Raw genomic sequence first — 16,956 nt, 5'->3', positions numbered from 1 at the left:
ATGTTTAGATTATGAATACACGTTTAACCTTTATTTTACTGATTATTGTTGCCATACTTGGCGGCTGGTATTACAGCTTACAAGAAAAAGAGAATATGGGGCTTGATCAGCTTATTAAAAAGGAAGGACAGCCTGAATATGTGGGGAATAAAATGTCCACCACCGTTTATGATTTGAAAGGCAATCCACAATATTTCGCTCAGGCTTCAGAAATTAAACGTTATGAATCTACCGAGCGAACAGAATTTTTTAAACCCTTTATTGAGCTTTTTGCAAAAGATTCAACACAAAAACAGTGGAAAGTGAGTGCTGATTACGCTGAAATTACCAAAGAAAAAATGTTAAATTTAAAGGGTAATATCAAACTTGATGCGTTAGATCCTACTTCACGTTTACAACAAATCACAACTGATACTTTAACCGTTGATTTAAATACACAGGATATTTTTACCGAAAGTGAAGTCAAATCAATAGGTTCTGGCTTTACCACAACAGGCGTTGGTTTAACAGGTAACTTAAAACAGCAAGTTGCAACCTTGAAAAAAGATGTAAAATCTTATATTGAACCAACCATTATTAAAGAAACAAAAGAATAATGTGCTTTTGAATAAGGGATAACAATGAAATTAATGTTTAAATCTATTTTAGTAACAATGTTACTAGGTAGCAGTTTTTCAGCTTATGCGTTAAAAGGCGATACTGATCAGCCTATCAATATTGATTCAGGCAGCCAATCTTTAGATATGACGAACAACATCGTTACCTTTAGCGATAATGTCGTAATTACGCAAGGCTCAATTAAAGTAACCGCTGCAAATGTAAAAATTATCCGCCAAGAAGGTAAAAAAGAGACTATTGAGGCAACAGGCTCTCCCGTTACTTTCCAACAAACATTGGATAATGGCAAGCCGGTAAACGGTAAAGGAAGTAGCGTTCATTACGACTTAAATTCGGAATTTTTAACACTCATCGGCAATGCTGAATTAAAACAGCAAGGCAGCTTTATCCGAGCAAATAAAATTACCTATGATGTAAAAAAACAGCAGCTTAAAGCAACAAGCGGTGGAAAATCACGTGTAAAAACGGTGTTAATTCCAAACGAACTTCAAAATAACAAGAAAAAATAGGGTTAGTCTATGTCTGTACTTTATGCAGAACATTTAGCGAAAAGTTATAAACAACGCCAAGTGGTAAAAGATGTCAGCCTGAATGTGAAATCAGGTGAGATTGTTGGCTTACTTGGTCCAAACGGTGCGGGTAAAACAACCACTTTCTATATGGTTGTGGGCTTAGTTCGACACGACCACGGCACAATCCGTATTGATGATGAAGATATCAGCACATTACCAATGCACGACCGTGCAAAACAAGGTATTGGCTATCTTCCACAAGAGGCTTCGATTTTCCGCCGTTTAAGCGTGTATGATAATTTAATGTCTGTACTGCAAGTGCGTAAAGATATTAATAACGAACAGCGAAAAGCCCGTGCAGAAGAGCTGATCGCCGAGTTCCACATTGAACATATCCGCAATAGCTTAGGACAATCGCTTTCTGGTGGTGAACGCCGCCGTGTGGAAATTGCCCGTGCATTGGCGGCAAATCCTAAATTTATCCTGTTAGATGAGCCTTTTGCAGGGGTTGATCCCATCTCGGTAATCGACATAAAAAAAATTATCGTGAATTTAAAAGAACGTGGTTTAGGTGTATTAATTACTGACCATAACGTGCGTGAAACCTTAGACGTGTGCGAGCGTGCTTATATTGTAGGGAGCGGCGAGATGATTGCCAGCGGTACGCCACAACAAGTGCTTGAAAACCCTGATGTAAAACGTGTTTATTTAGGCGATCAATTCAAACTTTAACTAAATCCCCTTTTTAGGGGATTTCATCTTTAGATGAAAAATTATGACAAAATTAACGGAATTTTTAAGCCCTGAGAATATTCGTCAGGGTGTATTAGTTTCAAGTAAAAAACGGGCATTAGAGTTAGTTGGAAAAGTGGTTGCGGAATCTATTAATCACGCTAAACAACATTCGCACGAAGAGAGTGAAATACTCTGCCCTATTGAATGCTTTAGTAACCTCTTTAAACGGGAAAAGCTCGGCACAACCGGGTTAAATCAAGGGATTGCTCTTCCTCACGCCAAATTACCCGCTTGTGAATCCGTAATACTTGAAAAGCCCATCGCCATATTCTTGCAATTAGAAGAAGCGATTGATTACGAAGCACAAGACCATAAAGACGTTGATTTAATCTATGCTATTATGTTCCCGGAAAATAGCTGCGAACAATATAAAGGTTGCTTACCACAAATTGCTAAACAATTATCAGATAAATCCTTATTAAAACAGCTCCGAGCAGCAGAGTCAGCAGAAGATATTTGGCAGATTTTAGTGTATGCTGATAATCACCCCAAAGATCAAGAATAATAGTGAGGCAATATGGAATTAATCATTATCAGCGGGCATTCTGGCTCGGGTAAGTCAGTTGCATTAAGAGCATTAGAAGACACAGGCTATTACTGCGTGGACAATATTCCTTTGGCGTTAATTCCAACCTTAACTTACTACCTTGCCCAAGAAAATCGTTCCGTAGTCATCAGCTTAGATATTCGCAATTTGCCGAATACACCGAATGCGATTGAAGAATTACTCACTCAGCTTGAGCCCTTGAATGCTAAATTTATCTTCTTAGATTGCGATCGTAATACGCTCATTCGCCGTTATAGCGACTCTCGCCGCATTCACCCACTTTCTACACAAGATGATCTTTCGTTAGAAGGGGCTATTGATCTCGAACGGAAATTACTCGAACCGTTAGTGCAAAATGCGAACTATATTATTGATACCAGTAACCTCTCTTCACACGAATTGGCAGAAAATCTACGCCATTTATTACAAGGTTCGAGTGATAAAGAGCTAAAAATTATTTTCCAATCTTTCGGTTTTAAATATGGCTTACCTGCCGATGCCGATTATGTGTTTGATGTTCGCTTTTTACCAAATCCACATTGGAATCCTGAGCTTCAGCCAATGACAGGCTTAGAACAGCCTGTAATTGATTTTTTAGAACGCCAAACCGATGTACATAATTTCATCTACCAAACACGCAATTATTTAGAAATGTGGCTACCAATGTTAGAGCAAAATAACCGTAGTTACCTGACTATTGCCATTGGTTGTACTGGCGGCAAACATCGCTCTGTATTTATTGCCGAGCAATTAGCAAAATATTTCCAAGCGAAAGGTAAGAATGTGCAAATTCGCCATAAAAGTTTGGAAAAACATCATAAGAAATCAACAAATTAACCCATAGGGGAGGTCCTGTGCCCTCCCTCATTTTCAATCATTTTTAGGGCGGGCACAGGGCACCGCCCCTACAAATCATTATGAAATCTGCAGATATCGTTATTATTGGCGGCGGAATGGTTGGGCTTGCTCTTGCAGGGCTATTAAAAGAGACCGACTGCCAAATCACAATTATTGAAAAAAACACACCTCAATTTGATGATAGCAAAACTTACCATCGAGTTAGTGCTATCAATGCCTCAAGCCAAAAAATGTTGGAGCAAATTGGCGCATTCCAGCAAATTCCTGAACATCGTCTTTCTCCTTATACCGAAATGTTTGTATGGGAAAAAGATAGCTTTGCCAACATTCATTTTGATAATAACGATGCTGAAATTAAGCAGTTAGGCTTATCGCAACTTGGCTTTATTATTGAAAATGCGGTTATCCAACACGCTCTTTGGCAGCAGATTTCTAAGCAATCCAATGTGGAATATATTATCGCAACCCCGAAAACATTAGGTGTAAGCGAAAATGGGGCATTTTTAACACTCGATAACGGCGAGATGATTTCAGCTAAATTAGTGGTAGGTGCTGATGGAGCAAATTCTTGGGTGCGTAATCAAACTAAAATCCCTTTAACCAGCAAAGATTATCAACACACCGCTTTAGTATGCAATGTAAAAACAACGGAAGCACACGGGAAAACAGCTCGTCAGATTTTTGCTGAAGATAGCATTTTAGCCTTCCTGCCGATGGCTGATGAAAATCTCTGCTCTATTGTTTGGTCACTTCCACCGAATAAAGCGAATGAATTAAAAAATGCAAGCGAAGAGGAGTTTAATAAGGCATTAACTATCGCATTTGACAATAAACTTGGTTTATGCAAATTGCAAAGTTTGCGTGAAATTTATCCGCTTACCGCACGCTTTGCCCGTGATTTTGCGCAATCTCGCATTGCATTAATTGGCGATGCAGCCCACACTATCCACCCATTAGCAGGACTTGGAGTAAATTTAGGCTTTGCCGATGCTAAAACACTGGCAGATGAAATCCAAAAGCATATTAGCAACGGTAACGATCTTAGCGAATATCGCCATTTACGTCAATTTGAACGCATTCGCAAAGCAGAAGCAGTCAAATTATTAACCGCAATGGAAGGACTAAAACAGCTTTTCAATGACAACCACCCATTGAAAAAATTAGTAAGAGGCGTTGGATTAAGTATGACCAATCAACTCCCTTTTGCCAAAAAGCTATTAATTCAACAAGCCATTTATCTATAAAATGTAAATTAGATTGAAATAGCGTAAAGATTTCATCTTTTATGAACTAATTTTAAGACTATTTGTCTATTAGTTGGTACAATAACCGCCCCTTTTGGGTTTTATTTTTATATTCTTTGAGGAATTATTTTAATGAACAAATTTACTAAAATTAGTGCAACCGCTTTAGTGGCTTTATTTTTAGCAGCTTGTGAAAAGCCGGCACAAAAAGTAGAAGAAACTGCACCAGTACAAACAACTATAGAAACCACCAAATCAGCAGAAACAACTCAAATTGCAACACCAAGTGGGGCAGCAAAAGCTGATTACCAGAAATTAGCAACTTGGAACGCAGAACAAGAGAAATCAATGCAAGCAGCACAAGCTGAATTACAACAAAAATTAGCAACGCAAGATCCTAAACAAATGCAAGAAGGCTTAGCGGCATTCAATCAAAAAGTAGAAGCAACTGTAAAAAGTTTAGACGCTGTTGATGTATCTGATGCTCAACTGAAAGAATTAAAAGAGAAAAGTAAATCAGCTCTAACACTTTCAAGCGAAGTGCTTAACGAGCAAGTAAAAGTGTTAGCAAACCCAACTGATGAAGCACTAAGACAATCAGCACAGAAAAAAGCTGAAGCATTAATTGAAGTAAATACTGAGTTACAAAGAATTAGTGCTGAAGTAGAAAAAAGATTTTCAGCTAAATAATTAGTATAATATCGAAAGCTAGAGATTTTGCTCTAGCTTTTTTTACGGACTTAAGGACGATTATGAACACACTTTCTAAAATTAGTTTATCTGCATTATTTGCAGTTTTTTTGACCGCTTGTGAAAAACCGACTACTGAACCAAGCAAACAAAAACCGGAGCAAGCACAAGCCTCTGAGGTAAAAAAAGAAGAAGTTAAGTCGGCAAATACCGGTGCAGCAGATTATCAAATCTTCCGTGATTGGCAAGATACTCAAGAAAAAGCATTAAATGACGCTATTCAAACAGCAACAGATGGTCTTACAGAAAAACAAAAAGCTGATCCTACAGTTATGCAAGAAACGGTTAATAAAACATTACTAGCCCAGCTTGATAGCATTAAGGCAAGTGCTGAAGCCCTAAATATTCAAAATAGTGAAGTAAAAGCACTTAAAGACAAAATATTGGAAGTGCTTACTTTAGGTACTCAAATGATTATTGAAGGGGCTAGTATGGAGAAAAATCCAACCCCTGAAGCCCATAAAACCTTCGGCAAACTACAAACTAAACTTAATCAGTTAGCGGAAGAAGGACAAACACTGGAGAATGCATTAAGAGCAAAATATGCCCCGGTTCCTCAACCTGAAGTAGCACCAGCAGAAGCAAAACCTCAAGAAGCAGCTCCGACTGAAACTACTCCAACAGAAGCAACTACACAATAAAAAATAAGGCATAGTTTTATCGCTATGCCTTACTTCTATCTAGGTAATCTCTATATTACCAACCTTTTACCACACCACCGTTAAATAATTTTAACGCTTCTTGGAACACTTCTTCAGTTTGGAATGATTTCACGAAAGTTTGTAAACGTGGGTCATCTTTGTTGTCTTCACGGCTAACTACTAAATTCACATACGGAGAATCTTTATATTCTACGATGATACCATCTTTATCCGGGCTTAAACCTGCTTGACCTGCGTAGGTATTGTTGATAATTGCTAATTCAACATCATCTAGCATACGGGTTAACAATGCGGTATCAGCTTGAACAATTTTGATATTTTTCGGATTTTCAATAATATCGTTTTCTGTTGCGAATACGTTGTTAGGATCTTTTAACTTTAACAATCCGTGAGCCTGAAGTAATAGCAACGCACGAGCGGTGTTACTTGCATTGTTTGGAATAGCAACTTGTGCACCATCTTGTAATTCAGAGATATTTTTAATTTTTTTAGAGTATGCTGCAATTGGCCATACTAACGTATTGCCGATAATAGCTAATTTATAGCCACGATCTTTCATTTCTTGTTCCATATATGGCACAGTTTGGAAAGCGTTCGCATCTAAATCTTTTGCGTGTAATGCAGCATTTGGTTGAGTGTATTCAGTGAATTGCACTAATTCTACTTCTAAGCCATATTTCTCTTTGGCAATTTTCACTGCAACTTCAGTCATTTGGGCTTCAGGCCCAGTCATAACCCCAACTTTTAACGGGGCTTGTTTTTCCGCTTTAGCTGTTGCTGCGGTTTGTGCTTTGTCATCTTTACAAGCAGTCAGAGTTAGTGCAGACACTAACGCCACGCCTAATAATTTTTTAAAGTTCATATTTGCTCCTATGCAACGTTTTGAGTATAAAAAAGGCGATTAAACAAGCGTTTAACCGCCGTTAAATTGGATTACCAACCTTTTACCACACCGTCTTTAAAGTGTTTTTGTGCTTCCTGGTAAACTTCTTCAGTTTGGTAAGATTTAATAAAGTTTTGTACATTTGCTGCCTCTTTATTGTCTTGGCGGGCAACAATAATATTCACATATGGCGATTCTTTATCTTCTACAAATACACCGTGATCTTGGGTATTTAAACCTACTTGCCCTGCGTAAGTATTGTTTACTACCGCTAAATCAACATCGTCCAATGCTTTCGCTGCAACTGAAGTATCCACTTCTTTAATTTTTAAGTTTTTCGGATTTTCGATAATATCTAACGAAGTTGAGAATAAGTTAGTGTTATCTTTTAACCTAATTAAGCCTTGTTTCTCTAATAAAATTAAGGCACGGGCTAAGTTTGAAGGGTCATTTGGCACTGCAATTACCGCTCCTTCTGCTAACTCAGCAGCACTTTTTACTTTTTTAGAGTAACCTGCTAATGGATAAACAAAGGTATTACCTACAATCACTAAGTTATTTAACCCTTTTGATTGGCTGTCTTTATCTAAATAAGGTTTGTGTTGGAAGGCATTTGCATCTAAATCGCCCTTGCTTACTGCGGTATTTGGTAATGCGTAATCGTTGAATAATACGAACTCAACTTCCAAACCATATTTCTCTTTTGCAATTTGTGCTGCACGTTCTGCAACAGTATGCTCAGGACCAGACATTACCCCTACTTTGATTTTTGCAGAAGCCGGAGCTGCTGCAGGCTCTGCTTTCTTCTCATCTTTACACGCGGTTAATGCTAATGCAGAAACCAATGCTACACCTAAAATCTTCTTGAAACTCATAAAAAACCTCTACTTATAAAAAATTAACGATGATCATAACGTTTTGCTAAGGTATCGCCTAATTTTTGGCTTACCATTACAATCGCTACAATAATGATAGTTGCAATCCACTTTACATAGACCATATTACGGTGTTCACCGTAACTAATGGCTAAATTACCTAAACCGCCGCCACCCACAGCTCCTGCCATTGCAGAATAGCCGATTAACGCAACTAGGGTTAAAGTAATACCGTTGATCAAAATCGGCAAAGATTCCGGCAGGTAGAATTTTGTAACGACTTGCGAATTCGTTGCCCCCATTGATTTTGCCGCTTCTGTTAATCCGGACGGAATTTCAAGCAACGCATTTGAAGTTAAACGTGCAAAAAAAGGAATGGCAGACACGCTTAAAGGAACAATCGCCGCCGTTGTGCCAAGTGTTGTGCCAACAATTAAGCGAGTAAAAGGCAATAAAATAATCAACAAGATAATAAACGGAATTGAACGCCCGATATTAATAACCACATCTAAAATTTGATGCAATCTTTGATTTTCTAAAATTTCACCTTTACCTGTTAAAAAAGCTAAAAAACCAATCGGCAAACCAATAATGACCGCCAATGCTGTCGCCACAAAGCCCATATAGATAGTCTCAAAAGTAGATTCCCATACTAAGCCCCACATTTGTGGCGTCATCTCTCTTAAAAAATCAGCCCACATAGCCTAACACCTCTACTTTTACATTATTATCCATTAAATAAAATTTTGCTTCTGCAATAGAATCCGGATTACCACTAACTTCTGCAATCACAAACCCAAATTTCACTCCACCTGCATAGTCAATTTGCGACATCAAAATACTAAAATCAATACCGAATTTTTTTGATGCTGTTGAGAGCAGCGGAGCATCAACCGAACGCCCGGTAAACTCAAATTTGATAATTGGTTTGCTATTTTCCGTTGGTGAGTTTAAAAGTTGCTCTCTATACTCCTGCGGCAAATCAAAATGGAATGTTGATTGAATAAATTTTTGAGCCAGTTCTGTTTTCGGGTTTGAGAAAATTTCACTTACCGAACCGGATTCAATCAACTGACCTCTATCAATTACCGCCACACGATCACAAATACGTTTCACCACTTCCATTTCGTGCGTGATTAACAAAATGGTTAAACCTAAACGTTTATTAATATCTTTTAATAACTGCAAAATTGATTGCGTGGTTGCAGGGTCTAGCGCACTGGTGGCTTCATCACACAATAGAACGTGCGGATCACTTGCCAATGCACGAGCAATGGCAACACGCTGCTTTTGCCCACCGGAAAGATTTGCCGGATAAACATCTTTACGATCCGTTAAGCCAACTAAATCCAATAGTTCATTAACTTTCTTCTCAACTTGCTCCTTTGGTGTATTGCTTAAACGCAACGATAACGCCACATTTTCAAACACGGTTTGTGATGAGAGCAGATTAAAATGTTGGAAAATCATCGCAATATTACGACGAGCTTTAATCAGCTCTTTGTCCGACATTGCGGTTAAATCTTGCCCATCCACAATCACTTGCCCCATTGTCGGGCGTTCTAATAAATTTACGCAACGAATTAAGGTACTCTTCCCCGCACCCGATGCCCCAATGACACCATAAATAGTGCCTCTTGGAACTTCAAGGTTTACATTATCAAGAGCGGTAATTTTTTTACCCTTTACCTCAAATTGTTTGCTGATATTTTTCAGCTGAATCATTTTCTACTATCCAATTTTGATTAATCGTTCTATTCTGCATTATTTTAGACGTCTAGAATGCTATGTCAATTAACTAGCCTAATTTTTTTATTCCAAATAAGCATAACGCATAAAATAATAGATTGCACTTGAAATAAATTACGGTTTTGTATGATTGGTTTTCATCATAAAAACAACAAGCGGTCAAATTTTGCAAATTTTTTGCAAATTTCAACCGCTTGTCAAAATTAAGAATTAAGCTTTACGCCACGTTGTGCCATTCGGCATATCTTCTAATACGATGTTCATCGCTTTGAGTTTATCACGCACTTCGTCCGCAACCGCCCAGTTTTTAGCTGCTTTGGCTTCATTACGTTGTTTGATTAAAGCTTCAATTTCTGCTGCCTCATCATCATTGGCATCGCCTTTTAAGAATGTGTCTGGATCTTGTTCTAATAAGCCTAACACGCCAGCTAACTCTTTTAAGCGAACCGCTAAACCATTAGCTTTTGCCATATCTTCGGTTTTGAGTTTATTTAGTTCACGAGCGATTTCAAATAATACCGCTAATGCACCTGGCGTGTTAAAGTCATCGTCCATTGCGGTTTTAAAGGCTTCCACATATTGCTCTCCACCAATGGCTTCGCCTGATACATCACAGCCACGCAGTGCGGTGTATAAACGCTCAAGTGCGGAACGAGCAAGATCTAAGTTATCTATGCTGTAATCAAGCAATGAGCGATAATGTGCGGTAAGGAAGAAATAGCGTAGTGATTCTGCATCATATAAGCCTAGCATATGGCGAATGCTGAAGAAGTTGCCAAGTGATTTCGACATTTTCTCTTTATCAATCGTGAGCATTCCCGTATGTAGCCAATAGTTTACATAATCGCCCCCGTGAGCACAGCAAGATTGAGCGATTTCGTTTTCGTGGTGCGGGAACATTAAATCCGAACCACCGCCGTGAATATCAAAATGTTCGCCTAATTCTTTGCTATTCATTGCCGAACATTCAATATGCCAGCCTGGGCGACCATTGCCCCAAGGACTTTCCCAGCTTGGCTCGCCTTCTTTTGACATTTTCCAAAGCACAAAGTCCATTGGGTTTTTCTTCACCGATTTAATCTCAACTCTTGCACCTGCTTGCAACTGTTCTAAGTTTTGGCGAGACAATGCCCCGTATTTGTTAAATGATTCAACATCAAACATCACATCGCCATCAGCCGCCACATAGGCGTGTTTGTTCTGAATCAGTTTTTCAACCATTGCGATGATTTCTGGAATATGCTGTGTTGCTCGTGGCTCAACATCAGGGCGAAGAATGTTTAACGCATCAAAATCTTTGTGCATTTCGGCAATCATTCTTTCCACTAATTGATCGCAAGTTTCGTTATTTTCTAATGCACGTTTAATGATTTTATCGTCCACATCGGTAATGTTACGTACATAGCGTAAATTGTAGCCTGCATAACGCAAATAGCGTGCAATCACATCAAAAGAAACAAAGGTTCGACCGTGCCCAAAATGACAAAGATCGTAAACCGTTACGCCACACACATACATTCCTACTTGGTTTGGGTTAATCGGTTTAAATTCTTCTTTTTCACGTTTTAGGGTGTTGTAAATTTTGAGCATAGTGTCCTCTGTTAGCTAAATATAGAATATGAGGTACAAGCGTGAACGCTTGTACCATCAATTTTACGAAATAATCAAGAAATACGTCTAAGTATAGCGAATAAGCGGTCTGATTTTGAGATTTTTTTGCAATTTCCGCTAAACTTTTTAATAATATTAACAAACTCGTAGGGACGGATCCTGTGCCCGTCCAAAAATAAACTGTAATAGACGGACAGGCACAGGACCTGTCCCTACTAAATCTTTATATTAAGAGGAAAAAATGATTACACTACACACCAATTTTGGCGACATCAAAATCGAATTAAACTTTGACAAAGCCCCTGTTACTGCAAAAAACTTTGAAGATTATTGCAAAGAAGGCTTTTACAACGGCACAATTTTCCACCGTGTGATTGATGGATTTATGATTCAAGGCGGCGGTATGACAGTTGGAATGACAGAAAAACCAACTAAAGCCCCAATTCAAAACGAAGCAAGCAACGGTTTAAGCAATAAACGCGGTACTTTAGCAATGGCTCGTACTTCTGATCCGCACTCTGCTTCATCACAATTTTTCATCAATGTGGTAGATAATACGTTCTTAGATTACCGTTCAAAAGAGATGTTTGGCAAAACCGTTGTTCAAGATTGGGGATATGCGGTATTTGGCGAAGTGGTTGAAGGTATGGACGTTGTAGATAAAATCAAAGGCGTGAAAACAGGGAATAAAGGCTTCCACCAAGACGTTCCTGTTGAAGATGTAGTGATTAAGTCTGTAACTGTGGCTTAGTTTAAACACAAACAATCGGTCGAATTTTAGTAAAATTTGACCGATTGTTTTTTATATTACTTGGTAAAGCCAAATAATAAACGGCATCGTAAACACACACAATAGCGTGGTTACACCATAAATCGCACTCGCCTTTTTAGCATCTTGCCCATAAGCCACTGCCATCTGTGTGATAGTTGCCGCAGAAGGGCTGATTGTGGCAAGAAAGGTAATCATCACAATGGTTTCGCCATTAATAACCCAGCGTTCAAAACCGCATAATTTAATCACCGCTAATAAAATCAACGGAATAAAGATTAAGCGCAGGAATGTAACCAGATAAATCCGTTTATCGGTAATAATTTCTTTAAATGGGATTTCGGCAATAAGCATACCTGCAACTAACATCGATAAAGGACCTATCATATTGCCTAAACTGGATAAGGTGCTGGCAATGGTTGTGGGTAATTTGATATGTAACAGGAATAACGCCATACCCACAATAATAGCGATGATATTGATATTAAAGAGAATTTTTCTAAATGGTACGCTGCCCTTGCCACAGATTAACGCTCTTAAATGCGACCAAAACAGAACACTTTGTACCACAATAAATGCGGTGGAATAAATAACCCATTCAGCCCCCAAAAGAGAGGCTACAATTGGAATAATTAAATTTCCTGAATTGGAATAAGTGGTTGTGGCTTGCTCAATATTGTTTAATTTCGCGTTTTTTTGAATATCCAACCCAATAGAATTAGTAACGCACTGAAGATAATTGAGATAATAAAAGCAAGATATAAACCGTTCAGCGTTTCGGTAGTGTAATCGACTTGAAAGGCAGTAATCAGCATTGTAGGACTAATAATATAAAGCCCGATAATCGAAATGGGATAACTTTGCTCTGATGTTAAAAGTTTGGTTTTGACAATAGCATAACCTAGTAAAACCATTAAGGTAAGCTGTAAAATTTTATCTGCTAATAAAAGTGCGATTTCCATTACTATTTAAGAGCTAATCGCTCCTCTCCCGAATAAATGGTAGCTTTTCCTTTGCGGACAAACGCCAATAATGTGAATTGATTATCACGAGCCATTTTGGCTGCCATTTCAGTTGTCGCAGAAATCGCACAGAGCATTTCAATTCCAACTGCTAAACATTTTTGTACCATTTCAAAACTGGCTCGACTGGTGACAAATACAAAACCGTTTGGAAAGCCTGCTTTCGCATACCAGCCAATCAGTTTATCTAATGCAACGTGCCGCCCTACATCTTCTCGAATGGCTAATAACTCGCCTTCAAAGCTAAAAAAAGCAGCAGCGTGGCTTGCACCTGTTTCTTTCGATAATGTTTGTGCGTTTTCTAACTGCTCTAAACAACGTTCTAAAATAAGCGGATTCACATCTTGCAAGCGGTTATTTTTCTTAACAATTTTGCAACTTTGATTGACTTGTTCCAACTGCTCTACGCCACAAATTCCGCACCCTGTTCTGCCTGCCATTGAACGACGTTTATCTTTTAGCTGCACAAATTGTCGGGTAGAAATCTCAAGCTGAATTTCTACGCCATTTTCTTGTTCAAAAATATCCAATCCGTATAACTCTTGCGGAGAGTTCAAAATCCCTTCCGCTAAGGAAAAACCTAATGCAAAATCCTCTAAATCTGAAGGTGTTGTCATCATCACCGTATGAGAAATACCATTATAAACCAGTGCAACAGGCACTTCTGAAATCAAATTATCTTCACAATTTTGCTGTTTTAGCTCAATTGTTGAGAATAATAATTTTTTGGCATCTATTTTTGTGATCTTATTCACAATTTTCATCTCTTCTATGCTTAAAAAGTAGTTTATTTTGTTAAAAAGTTGTATCATTATGCTCGAAAAAATTTGGTTTAAATCAAACTTTTTTGAGATTTAACCTTTTTACCAAAAAAAGAGTATATCCATTTTCTTTTATTAGGAGGAAAATGATACACCTCTTCGATCAATTTATTAACTTAATTTTTTGATCATTTTACTTTTATTTACCACATTATGTGTTTGGAGTGATTATGCAGATCTCAAGACGTAAGTTCTTTAAGGTCTGTGCAGGTGGTATGGCGGGAACTTCTGCGGCAATGTTGGGCTTTGCTCCAACAGCAGCATTAGCAGCTCCTCGCGAGTATAAGCTCTTAAGAGCGAAAGAAACTCGCCAAACCTGTACTTACTGTGCTGTAGGCTGTGGAATGATGATGTACAGCTTAGGCGGCGAAGCAATGAATAGCAAAGGAAAACTTTTCCACATTGAAGGGGATCCTGACCATCCTGTTAGCCGTGGTGCATTATGTCCTAAAGGAGCAGGCGCGTTAGACTATGTAAATAGTGATCGCCGTGTACATTATCCTGAGGTGCGAGAGCCTGGCTCAAGCGAATGGAAACGAATTTCTTGGCATGAGGCTATTGAACGTATTTCTCGCCACATTAAAGACGACCGTGATGCTAACTTTATTGAAAAAAATATAGAAGGTACACCAGTTAATCACTGGTTAACCGCTGGCTTCTTAGCTGGTTCTGCCTGTAGTAACGAAACTGGTTTATTAACCCAAAAATGGGTTCGCTCTCTCGGTATGGTATTTACCGACAACCAAGCGAGTATCTGACACGGACCAACGGTAGCAAGTCTTGCTCCATCATTTGGTCGCGGTGCGATGACTAACCACTGGGTTGATATTAAGAACTCTGATCTCGTTATCGTAATGGGCGGTAATGCCGCTGAAGCTCATCCTGTCGGCTTCCGCTGGGCGGTTGAAGCGAAAAAACAAAACGGTGCTAAGTTAATGGTGGTAGACCCACGCTTTAACCGTAGTGCTGCAGTTGCTGATATTTATATGCCGTTACGACCAGGTACGGATATTGCATTCTTATTAGGTGCAGTAAACTATTTGTTGAAAAATGATAAAATTCAGCACGAATATGTTAAACATTATACCAATGCGACTTTCTTAGTACACGAAGGCTTTAAATTCGAAGACGGTTTATTTACCGGATACGATAAAGCTACGCGTACCTATAAAGATAGATCTACTTGGACTTACCAAATGGATGAAGAAGGCAATCCGTTAAGAGATATGAGCCTTCAAGATCCTCGTTGCGTACTGAATATGTTGCGTGAACACGTTTCTCGCTATACGCCGGAAATGGTTGAGCGTATTACAGGCACACCACAAAAAGATTTCTTGATTTTCTGTGAAGAAATTGCGAAAACCTCTGCTCCAGATAAAGCCGCAACGTTCCTTTATGCGTTAGGTTGGACACAACATACCGTTGGTTCGCAGAATATCCGTTCTATGGCGATGATCCAACTACTGTGTGGTAACATCGGTGTGTCGGGTGGTGGCGTAAACGCATTACGTGGCCACTCAAACGTGCAAGGTATTACTGATTTAGGTTTATTCCCAGCACGGCTTCCCGCTTACTTACCACTGCCTAGCGAAACCGATGTTTCATTAGAAGCATTCTTAACACGTATTACACCAAAAACAATGGGCGCAGGTCAGGTCAACTATTGGGTAAATGCACCGAAATTCTTCATCAGTATGATGAAATCATTTTATGGCGATAATGCAACCGCTGAAAACGAGTTTGGTTTCCACTATCTGCCGAAGTTACAAAAAGGGGGCATCGACCACTTCCGTTTCATTGAGCAAATGTATGAAGGCAAAATCAATGGTTACTTCTGTCAAGGTATGAACCCTGTTGCCTCTTACCCGAACTCACAGAAAATTATCAAAGCGTTAAGTAATTTGAAATATTTAGTCATTTTTGACCCGCTTATTACCGATACGTCTGAATTCTGGAAAAATCACGGCGAGTTCAATAATGTAAATTCTGCAGAAATCCAAACTGAAGTATTCCGTTTACCAACAACTTGCTTCGCAGAAGAAGATGGTTCTATTGCAAACTCTGGTCGTTGGTTACAATGGCATTGGAAAGCGGCAGATGCTCCACACGAAGCAAAACCAGATATTGATATCTTATCTGAAATTCGTGCCGAATTAATCCACCTTTACCATAAAGAAGGCGGTAAAGCACCAGTTGAGCCAATAGAAGCAATGACTTGGAATTATGCAAATCCGCTAGAACCAAAGGCAGAAGAAATTGCGAAAGAAAATAATGGTTATGCTTTAGCTGATGTGAAAGATGCTGATGGTAATATCCTTGTGAAACAAGGCGAATTATTATCAAGCTTCGGTCAAATGCGTGATGATGGTACAACCTCTGGTGCGTGCTGGATTTATACAGGTCAGTGGACACAAAAAGGTAACCAAATGGCTAACCGTGATAACTCAGACCCATCGGGCTTGGGTAACACCTTAGGTTGGGCATTTGCGTGGCCAGCAAACCGTCGTATTCTTTATAACCGTGCATCAGCGGATTTAAGTGGTAAACCGTGGAACCCAAAACGCCAATTAGTAAAATGGAATGGAAAGAACTGGAACTACATTGATGTTGCTGACTTCGGTACTGCACCTCCAAACTCTCCAACAATGCCATTTACTATGCAACCAGAGGGAGTATCTGGTTTATTCGTGCGTGAGCGTATGATTGATGGCCCATTCCCAGAACATTATGAGCCATTAGAAACACCAATCGGCACCAACCCATTACACCCTAATGTAATTTACAGTCCTGTAGCTCGTATTTTACCAACGGATAAAGCAGATTTAGGTACAAGTGATGAGTTTCCTTATGTAGGTACAACTTACCGCTTAACAGAACATTTCCACTATTGGACAAAAAACGTGCTTCTCAATGTAATCGCTCAGCCAGAGCAATTTGTTGAAATTGGAGATAAATTGGCTGAAGAAAAAGGCATTAAAAACGGAGATAAAGTACGTGTTTGGTCTAAACGTGGTGAAATTAAAGCCGTTGCAGTAGTAACAAAACGTATTCGTTCATTAGTGTCTGATGGTAAGCCAATCCATACTATCGGTATTCCGATTCACTGGGGATTTGCAGCAACTACTGGAGCGAAAAAAGGTTATTTTGCTAATAACCTAACAGTACGCTCGGGCGATCCTAGTTCTAATACGCCAGAATCGAAGTGTATGTTGTTAAACATTGAGAAAATTGGAGGCTAAA

General features: G+C 39.0%; 16 protein-coding genes and 1 pseudogene. 10 read left to right on the top strand and 7 right to left on the bottom strand.

From position 1 onward, the window contains the following. Nucleotides 1-11: 11 nt before the first annotated feature. The 8 genes from lptC (at nt 12) to ACERCG_RS03560 (ending at nt 5,965) form a co-directional block, all read left to right on the top strand. Complete coding sequence (gene lptC, locus ACERCG_RS03595; protein WP_373610711.1) at nt 12-596, top strand: LPS export ABC transporter periplasmic protein LptC; 585 nt, start codon at nt 12-14, stop codon at nt 594-596. A gap of 24 nt (nt 597-620) precedes the next feature. Continuing rightward, nucleotides 621-1,127, top strand: coding sequence for a lipopolysaccharide transport periplasmic protein LptA (lptA, locus tag ACERCG_RS03590; protein WP_373610710.1), 507 nt, complete (start codon nt 621-623; stop codon nt 1,125-1,127). Between the two features lie 9 nt (nt 1,128-1,136). Continuing rightward, nucleotides 1,137-1,862 (top strand): LPS export ABC transporter ATP-binding protein, encoded by a 726-nt coding sequence (lptB, locus tag ACERCG_RS03585; RefSeq protein WP_373610709.1) that lies wholly within the window; start codon nt 1,137-1,139, stop codon nt 1,860-1,862. A gap of 43 nt (nt 1,863-1,905) precedes the next feature. Continuing rightward, nucleotides 1,906-2,430, top strand: coding sequence for a PTS sugar transporter subunit IIA (locus tag ACERCG_RS03580; protein ID WP_373610708.1), 525 nt, complete (start codon nt 1,906-1,908; stop codon nt 2,428-2,430). Nucleotides 2,431-2,442: 12 nt separating this feature from the next. Continuing rightward, on the top strand, nt 2,443-3,309 hold the full coding sequence (gene rapZ, locus ACERCG_RS03575; protein ID WP_373610707.1) for an RNase adapter RapZ: 867 nt from the start codon (nt 2,443-2,445) through the stop codon (nt 3,307-3,309). A gap of 80 nt (nt 3,310-3,389) precedes the next feature. Further along, the gene (locus ACERCG_RS03570) at nt 3,390-4,574 is read left to right on the top strand and encodes an FAD-dependent monooxygenase (RefSeq protein ID WP_373610706.1); all 1,185 of its coding nucleotides are present in this window, start codon (nt 3,390-3,392) and stop codon (nt 4,572-4,574) included. 132 nt (nt 4,575-4,706) lie between these two features. Next, complete coding sequence (locus tag ACERCG_RS03565; RefSeq protein WP_373610705.1) at nt 4,707-5,264, top strand: lipoprotein HlpB; 558 nt, start codon at nt 4,707-4,709, stop codon at nt 5,262-5,264. Nucleotides 5,265-5,326: 62 nt separating this feature from the next. Continuing rightward, a complete protein-coding gene (locus ACERCG_RS03560; protein ID WP_373610704.1) occupies nt 5,327-5,965 on the top strand; it encodes a lipoprotein Hlp in 639 nt (212 codons plus the stop codon). A gap of 55 nt (nt 5,966-6,020) precedes the next feature. Here ACERCG_RS03560 and ACERCG_RS03555 read toward each other — a convergent pair whose 3' ends face one another. The 5 genes from ACERCG_RS03555 to cysS all read right to left on the bottom strand — a co-directional run bounded on the left by ACERCG_RS03555 (nt 6,021) and on the right by cysS (nt 11,083). Next, entirely contained in the window at nt 6,021-6,848 is an 828-nt protein-coding gene (locus ACERCG_RS03555; protein WP_373610703.1) for a MetQ/NlpA family lipoprotein, read from the bottom strand. Between the two features lie 71 nt (nt 6,849-6,919). Then, nucleotides 6,920-7,744 (bottom strand): MetQ/NlpA family lipoprotein, encoded by an 825-nt coding sequence (locus tag ACERCG_RS03550; protein WP_373610702.1) that lies wholly within the window; start codon nt 7,742-7,744, stop codon nt 6,920-6,922. A 23-nt stretch (nt 7,745-7,767) separates the two neighbouring features. Then, the gene (locus tag ACERCG_RS03545) at nt 7,768-8,445 is read right to left on the bottom strand and encodes a methionine ABC transporter permease (protein ID WP_373610701.1); all 678 of its coding nucleotides are present in this window, start codon (nt 8,443-8,445) and stop codon (nt 7,768-7,770) included. After that, on the bottom strand, nt 8,435-9,469 hold the full coding sequence (gene metN / locus ACERCG_RS03540; RefSeq protein WP_373610700.1) for a methionine ABC transporter ATP-binding protein MetN: 1,035 nt from the start codon (nt 9,467-9,469) through the stop codon (nt 8,435-8,437). Before metN ends, ACERCG_RS03545 begins: the two co-directional genes overlap by 11 nt. 234 nt (nt 9,470-9,703) lie before the next feature. Continuing rightward, complete coding sequence (gene cysS / locus ACERCG_RS03535) at nt 9,704-11,083, bottom strand: cysteine--tRNA ligase (protein ID WP_373610699.1); 1,380 nt, start codon at nt 11,081-11,083, stop codon at nt 9,704-9,706. A 262-nt stretch (nt 11,084-11,345) separates the two neighbouring features. Here cysS and ACERCG_RS03530 point away from each other — a divergent pair, with 262 nt between their 5' ends. Next, complete coding sequence (locus ACERCG_RS03530) at nt 11,346-11,855, top strand: peptidylprolyl isomerase (protein ID WP_373610698.1); 510 nt, start codon at nt 11,346-11,348, stop codon at nt 11,853-11,855. Between the two features lie 51 nt (nt 11,856-11,906). Here ACERCG_RS03530 and ACERCG_RS03525 read toward each other — a convergent pair. Next, a pseudogene (locus tag ACERCG_RS03525) lies at nt 11,907-12,835 on the bottom strand (AEC family transporter). 2 nt (nt 12,836-12,837) lie between these two features. Next, nucleotides 12,838-13,650: a formate dehydrogenase accessory sulfurtransferase FdhD gene (fdhD, locus tag ACERCG_RS03520; RefSeq protein WP_373610697.1), complete on the bottom strand. Its 813-nt coding sequence runs from the start codon at nt 13,648-13,650 to the stop codon at nt 12,838-12,840. Between the two features lie 236 nt (nt 13,651-13,886). On the opposite strand from fdhD, the gene fdnG reads away from it, so the two are divergent. After that, nucleotides 13,887-16,955 (top strand): formate dehydrogenase-N subunit alpha, encoded by a 3,069-nt coding sequence (fdnG, locus tag ACERCG_RS03515; RefSeq protein WP_373610696.1) that lies wholly within the window; start codon nt 13,887-13,889, stop codon nt 16,953-16,955. The last annotated feature ends 1 nt before the right edge of the window (nt 16,956 follow it).

It is taken from the genome of Mannheimia sp. E30BD (genome assembly GCF_041807785.1).
In the GTDB taxonomy this organism is placed as follows: domain Bacteria; phylum Pseudomonadota; class Gammaproteobacteria; order Enterobacterales; family Pasteurellaceae; genus Mannheimia.
This window is presented reverse-complemented; position numbering and strand designations above follow the sequence as displayed.

Bases quoted from the DNA above. Each gene is read 5' to 3' on its own strand.
- rapZ (WP_373610707.1), top strand. From the start codon at position 2,443: ATGGAATTAATCATTATCAGCGGGCATTCTGGCTCGGGTAAGTCAGTT.
- ACERCG_RS03530 (WP_373610698.1), top strand. From the start codon at position 11,346: ATGATTACACTACACACCAATTTTGGCGACATCAAAATCGAATTAAAC.
- cysS (WP_373610699.1), bottom strand. From the start codon at position 11,083: ATGCTCAAAATTTACAACACCCTAAAACGTGAAAAAGAAGAATTTAAA.
- lptA (WP_373610710.1), top strand. From the start codon at position 621: ATGAAATTAATGTTTAAATCTATTTTAGTAACAATGTTACTAGGTAGC.
- metN (WP_373610700.1), bottom strand. From the start codon at position 9,469: ATGATTCAGCTGAAAAATATCAGCAAACAATTTGAGGTAAAGGGTAAA.
- ACERCG_RS03580 (WP_373610708.1), top strand. From the start codon at position 1,906: ATGACAAAATTAACGGAATTTTTAAGCCCTGAGAATATTCGTCAGGGT.
- ACERCG_RS03570 (WP_373610706.1), top strand. From the start codon at position 3,390: ATGAAATCTGCAGATATCGTTATTATTGGCGGCGGAATGGTTGGGCTT.
- ACERCG_RS03560 (WP_373610704.1), top strand. From the start codon at position 5,327: ATGAACACACTTTCTAAAATTAGTTTATCTGCATTATTTGCAGTTTTT.
- ACERCG_RS03550 (WP_373610702.1), bottom strand. From the start codon at position 7,744: ATGAGTTTCAAGAAGATTTTAGGTGTAGCATTGGTTTCTGCATTAGCA.
- lptB (WP_373610709.1), top strand. From the start codon at position 1,137: ATGTCTGTACTTTATGCAGAACATTTAGCGAAAAGTTATAAACAACGC.
- lptC (WP_373610711.1), top strand. From the start codon at position 12: ATGAATACACGTTTAACCTTTATTTTACTGATTATTGTTGCCATACTT.
- ACERCG_RS03555 (WP_373610703.1), bottom strand. From the start codon at position 6,848: ATGAACTTTAAAAAATTATTAGGCGTGGCGTTAGTGTCTGCACTAACT.
- ACERCG_RS03565 (WP_373610705.1), top strand. From the start codon at position 4,707: ATGAACAAATTTACTAAAATTAGTGCAACCGCTTTAGTGGCTTTATTT.
- ACERCG_RS03545 (WP_373610701.1), bottom strand. From the start codon at position 8,445: ATGTGGGCTGATTTTTTAAGAGAGATGACGCCACAAATGTGGGGCTTA.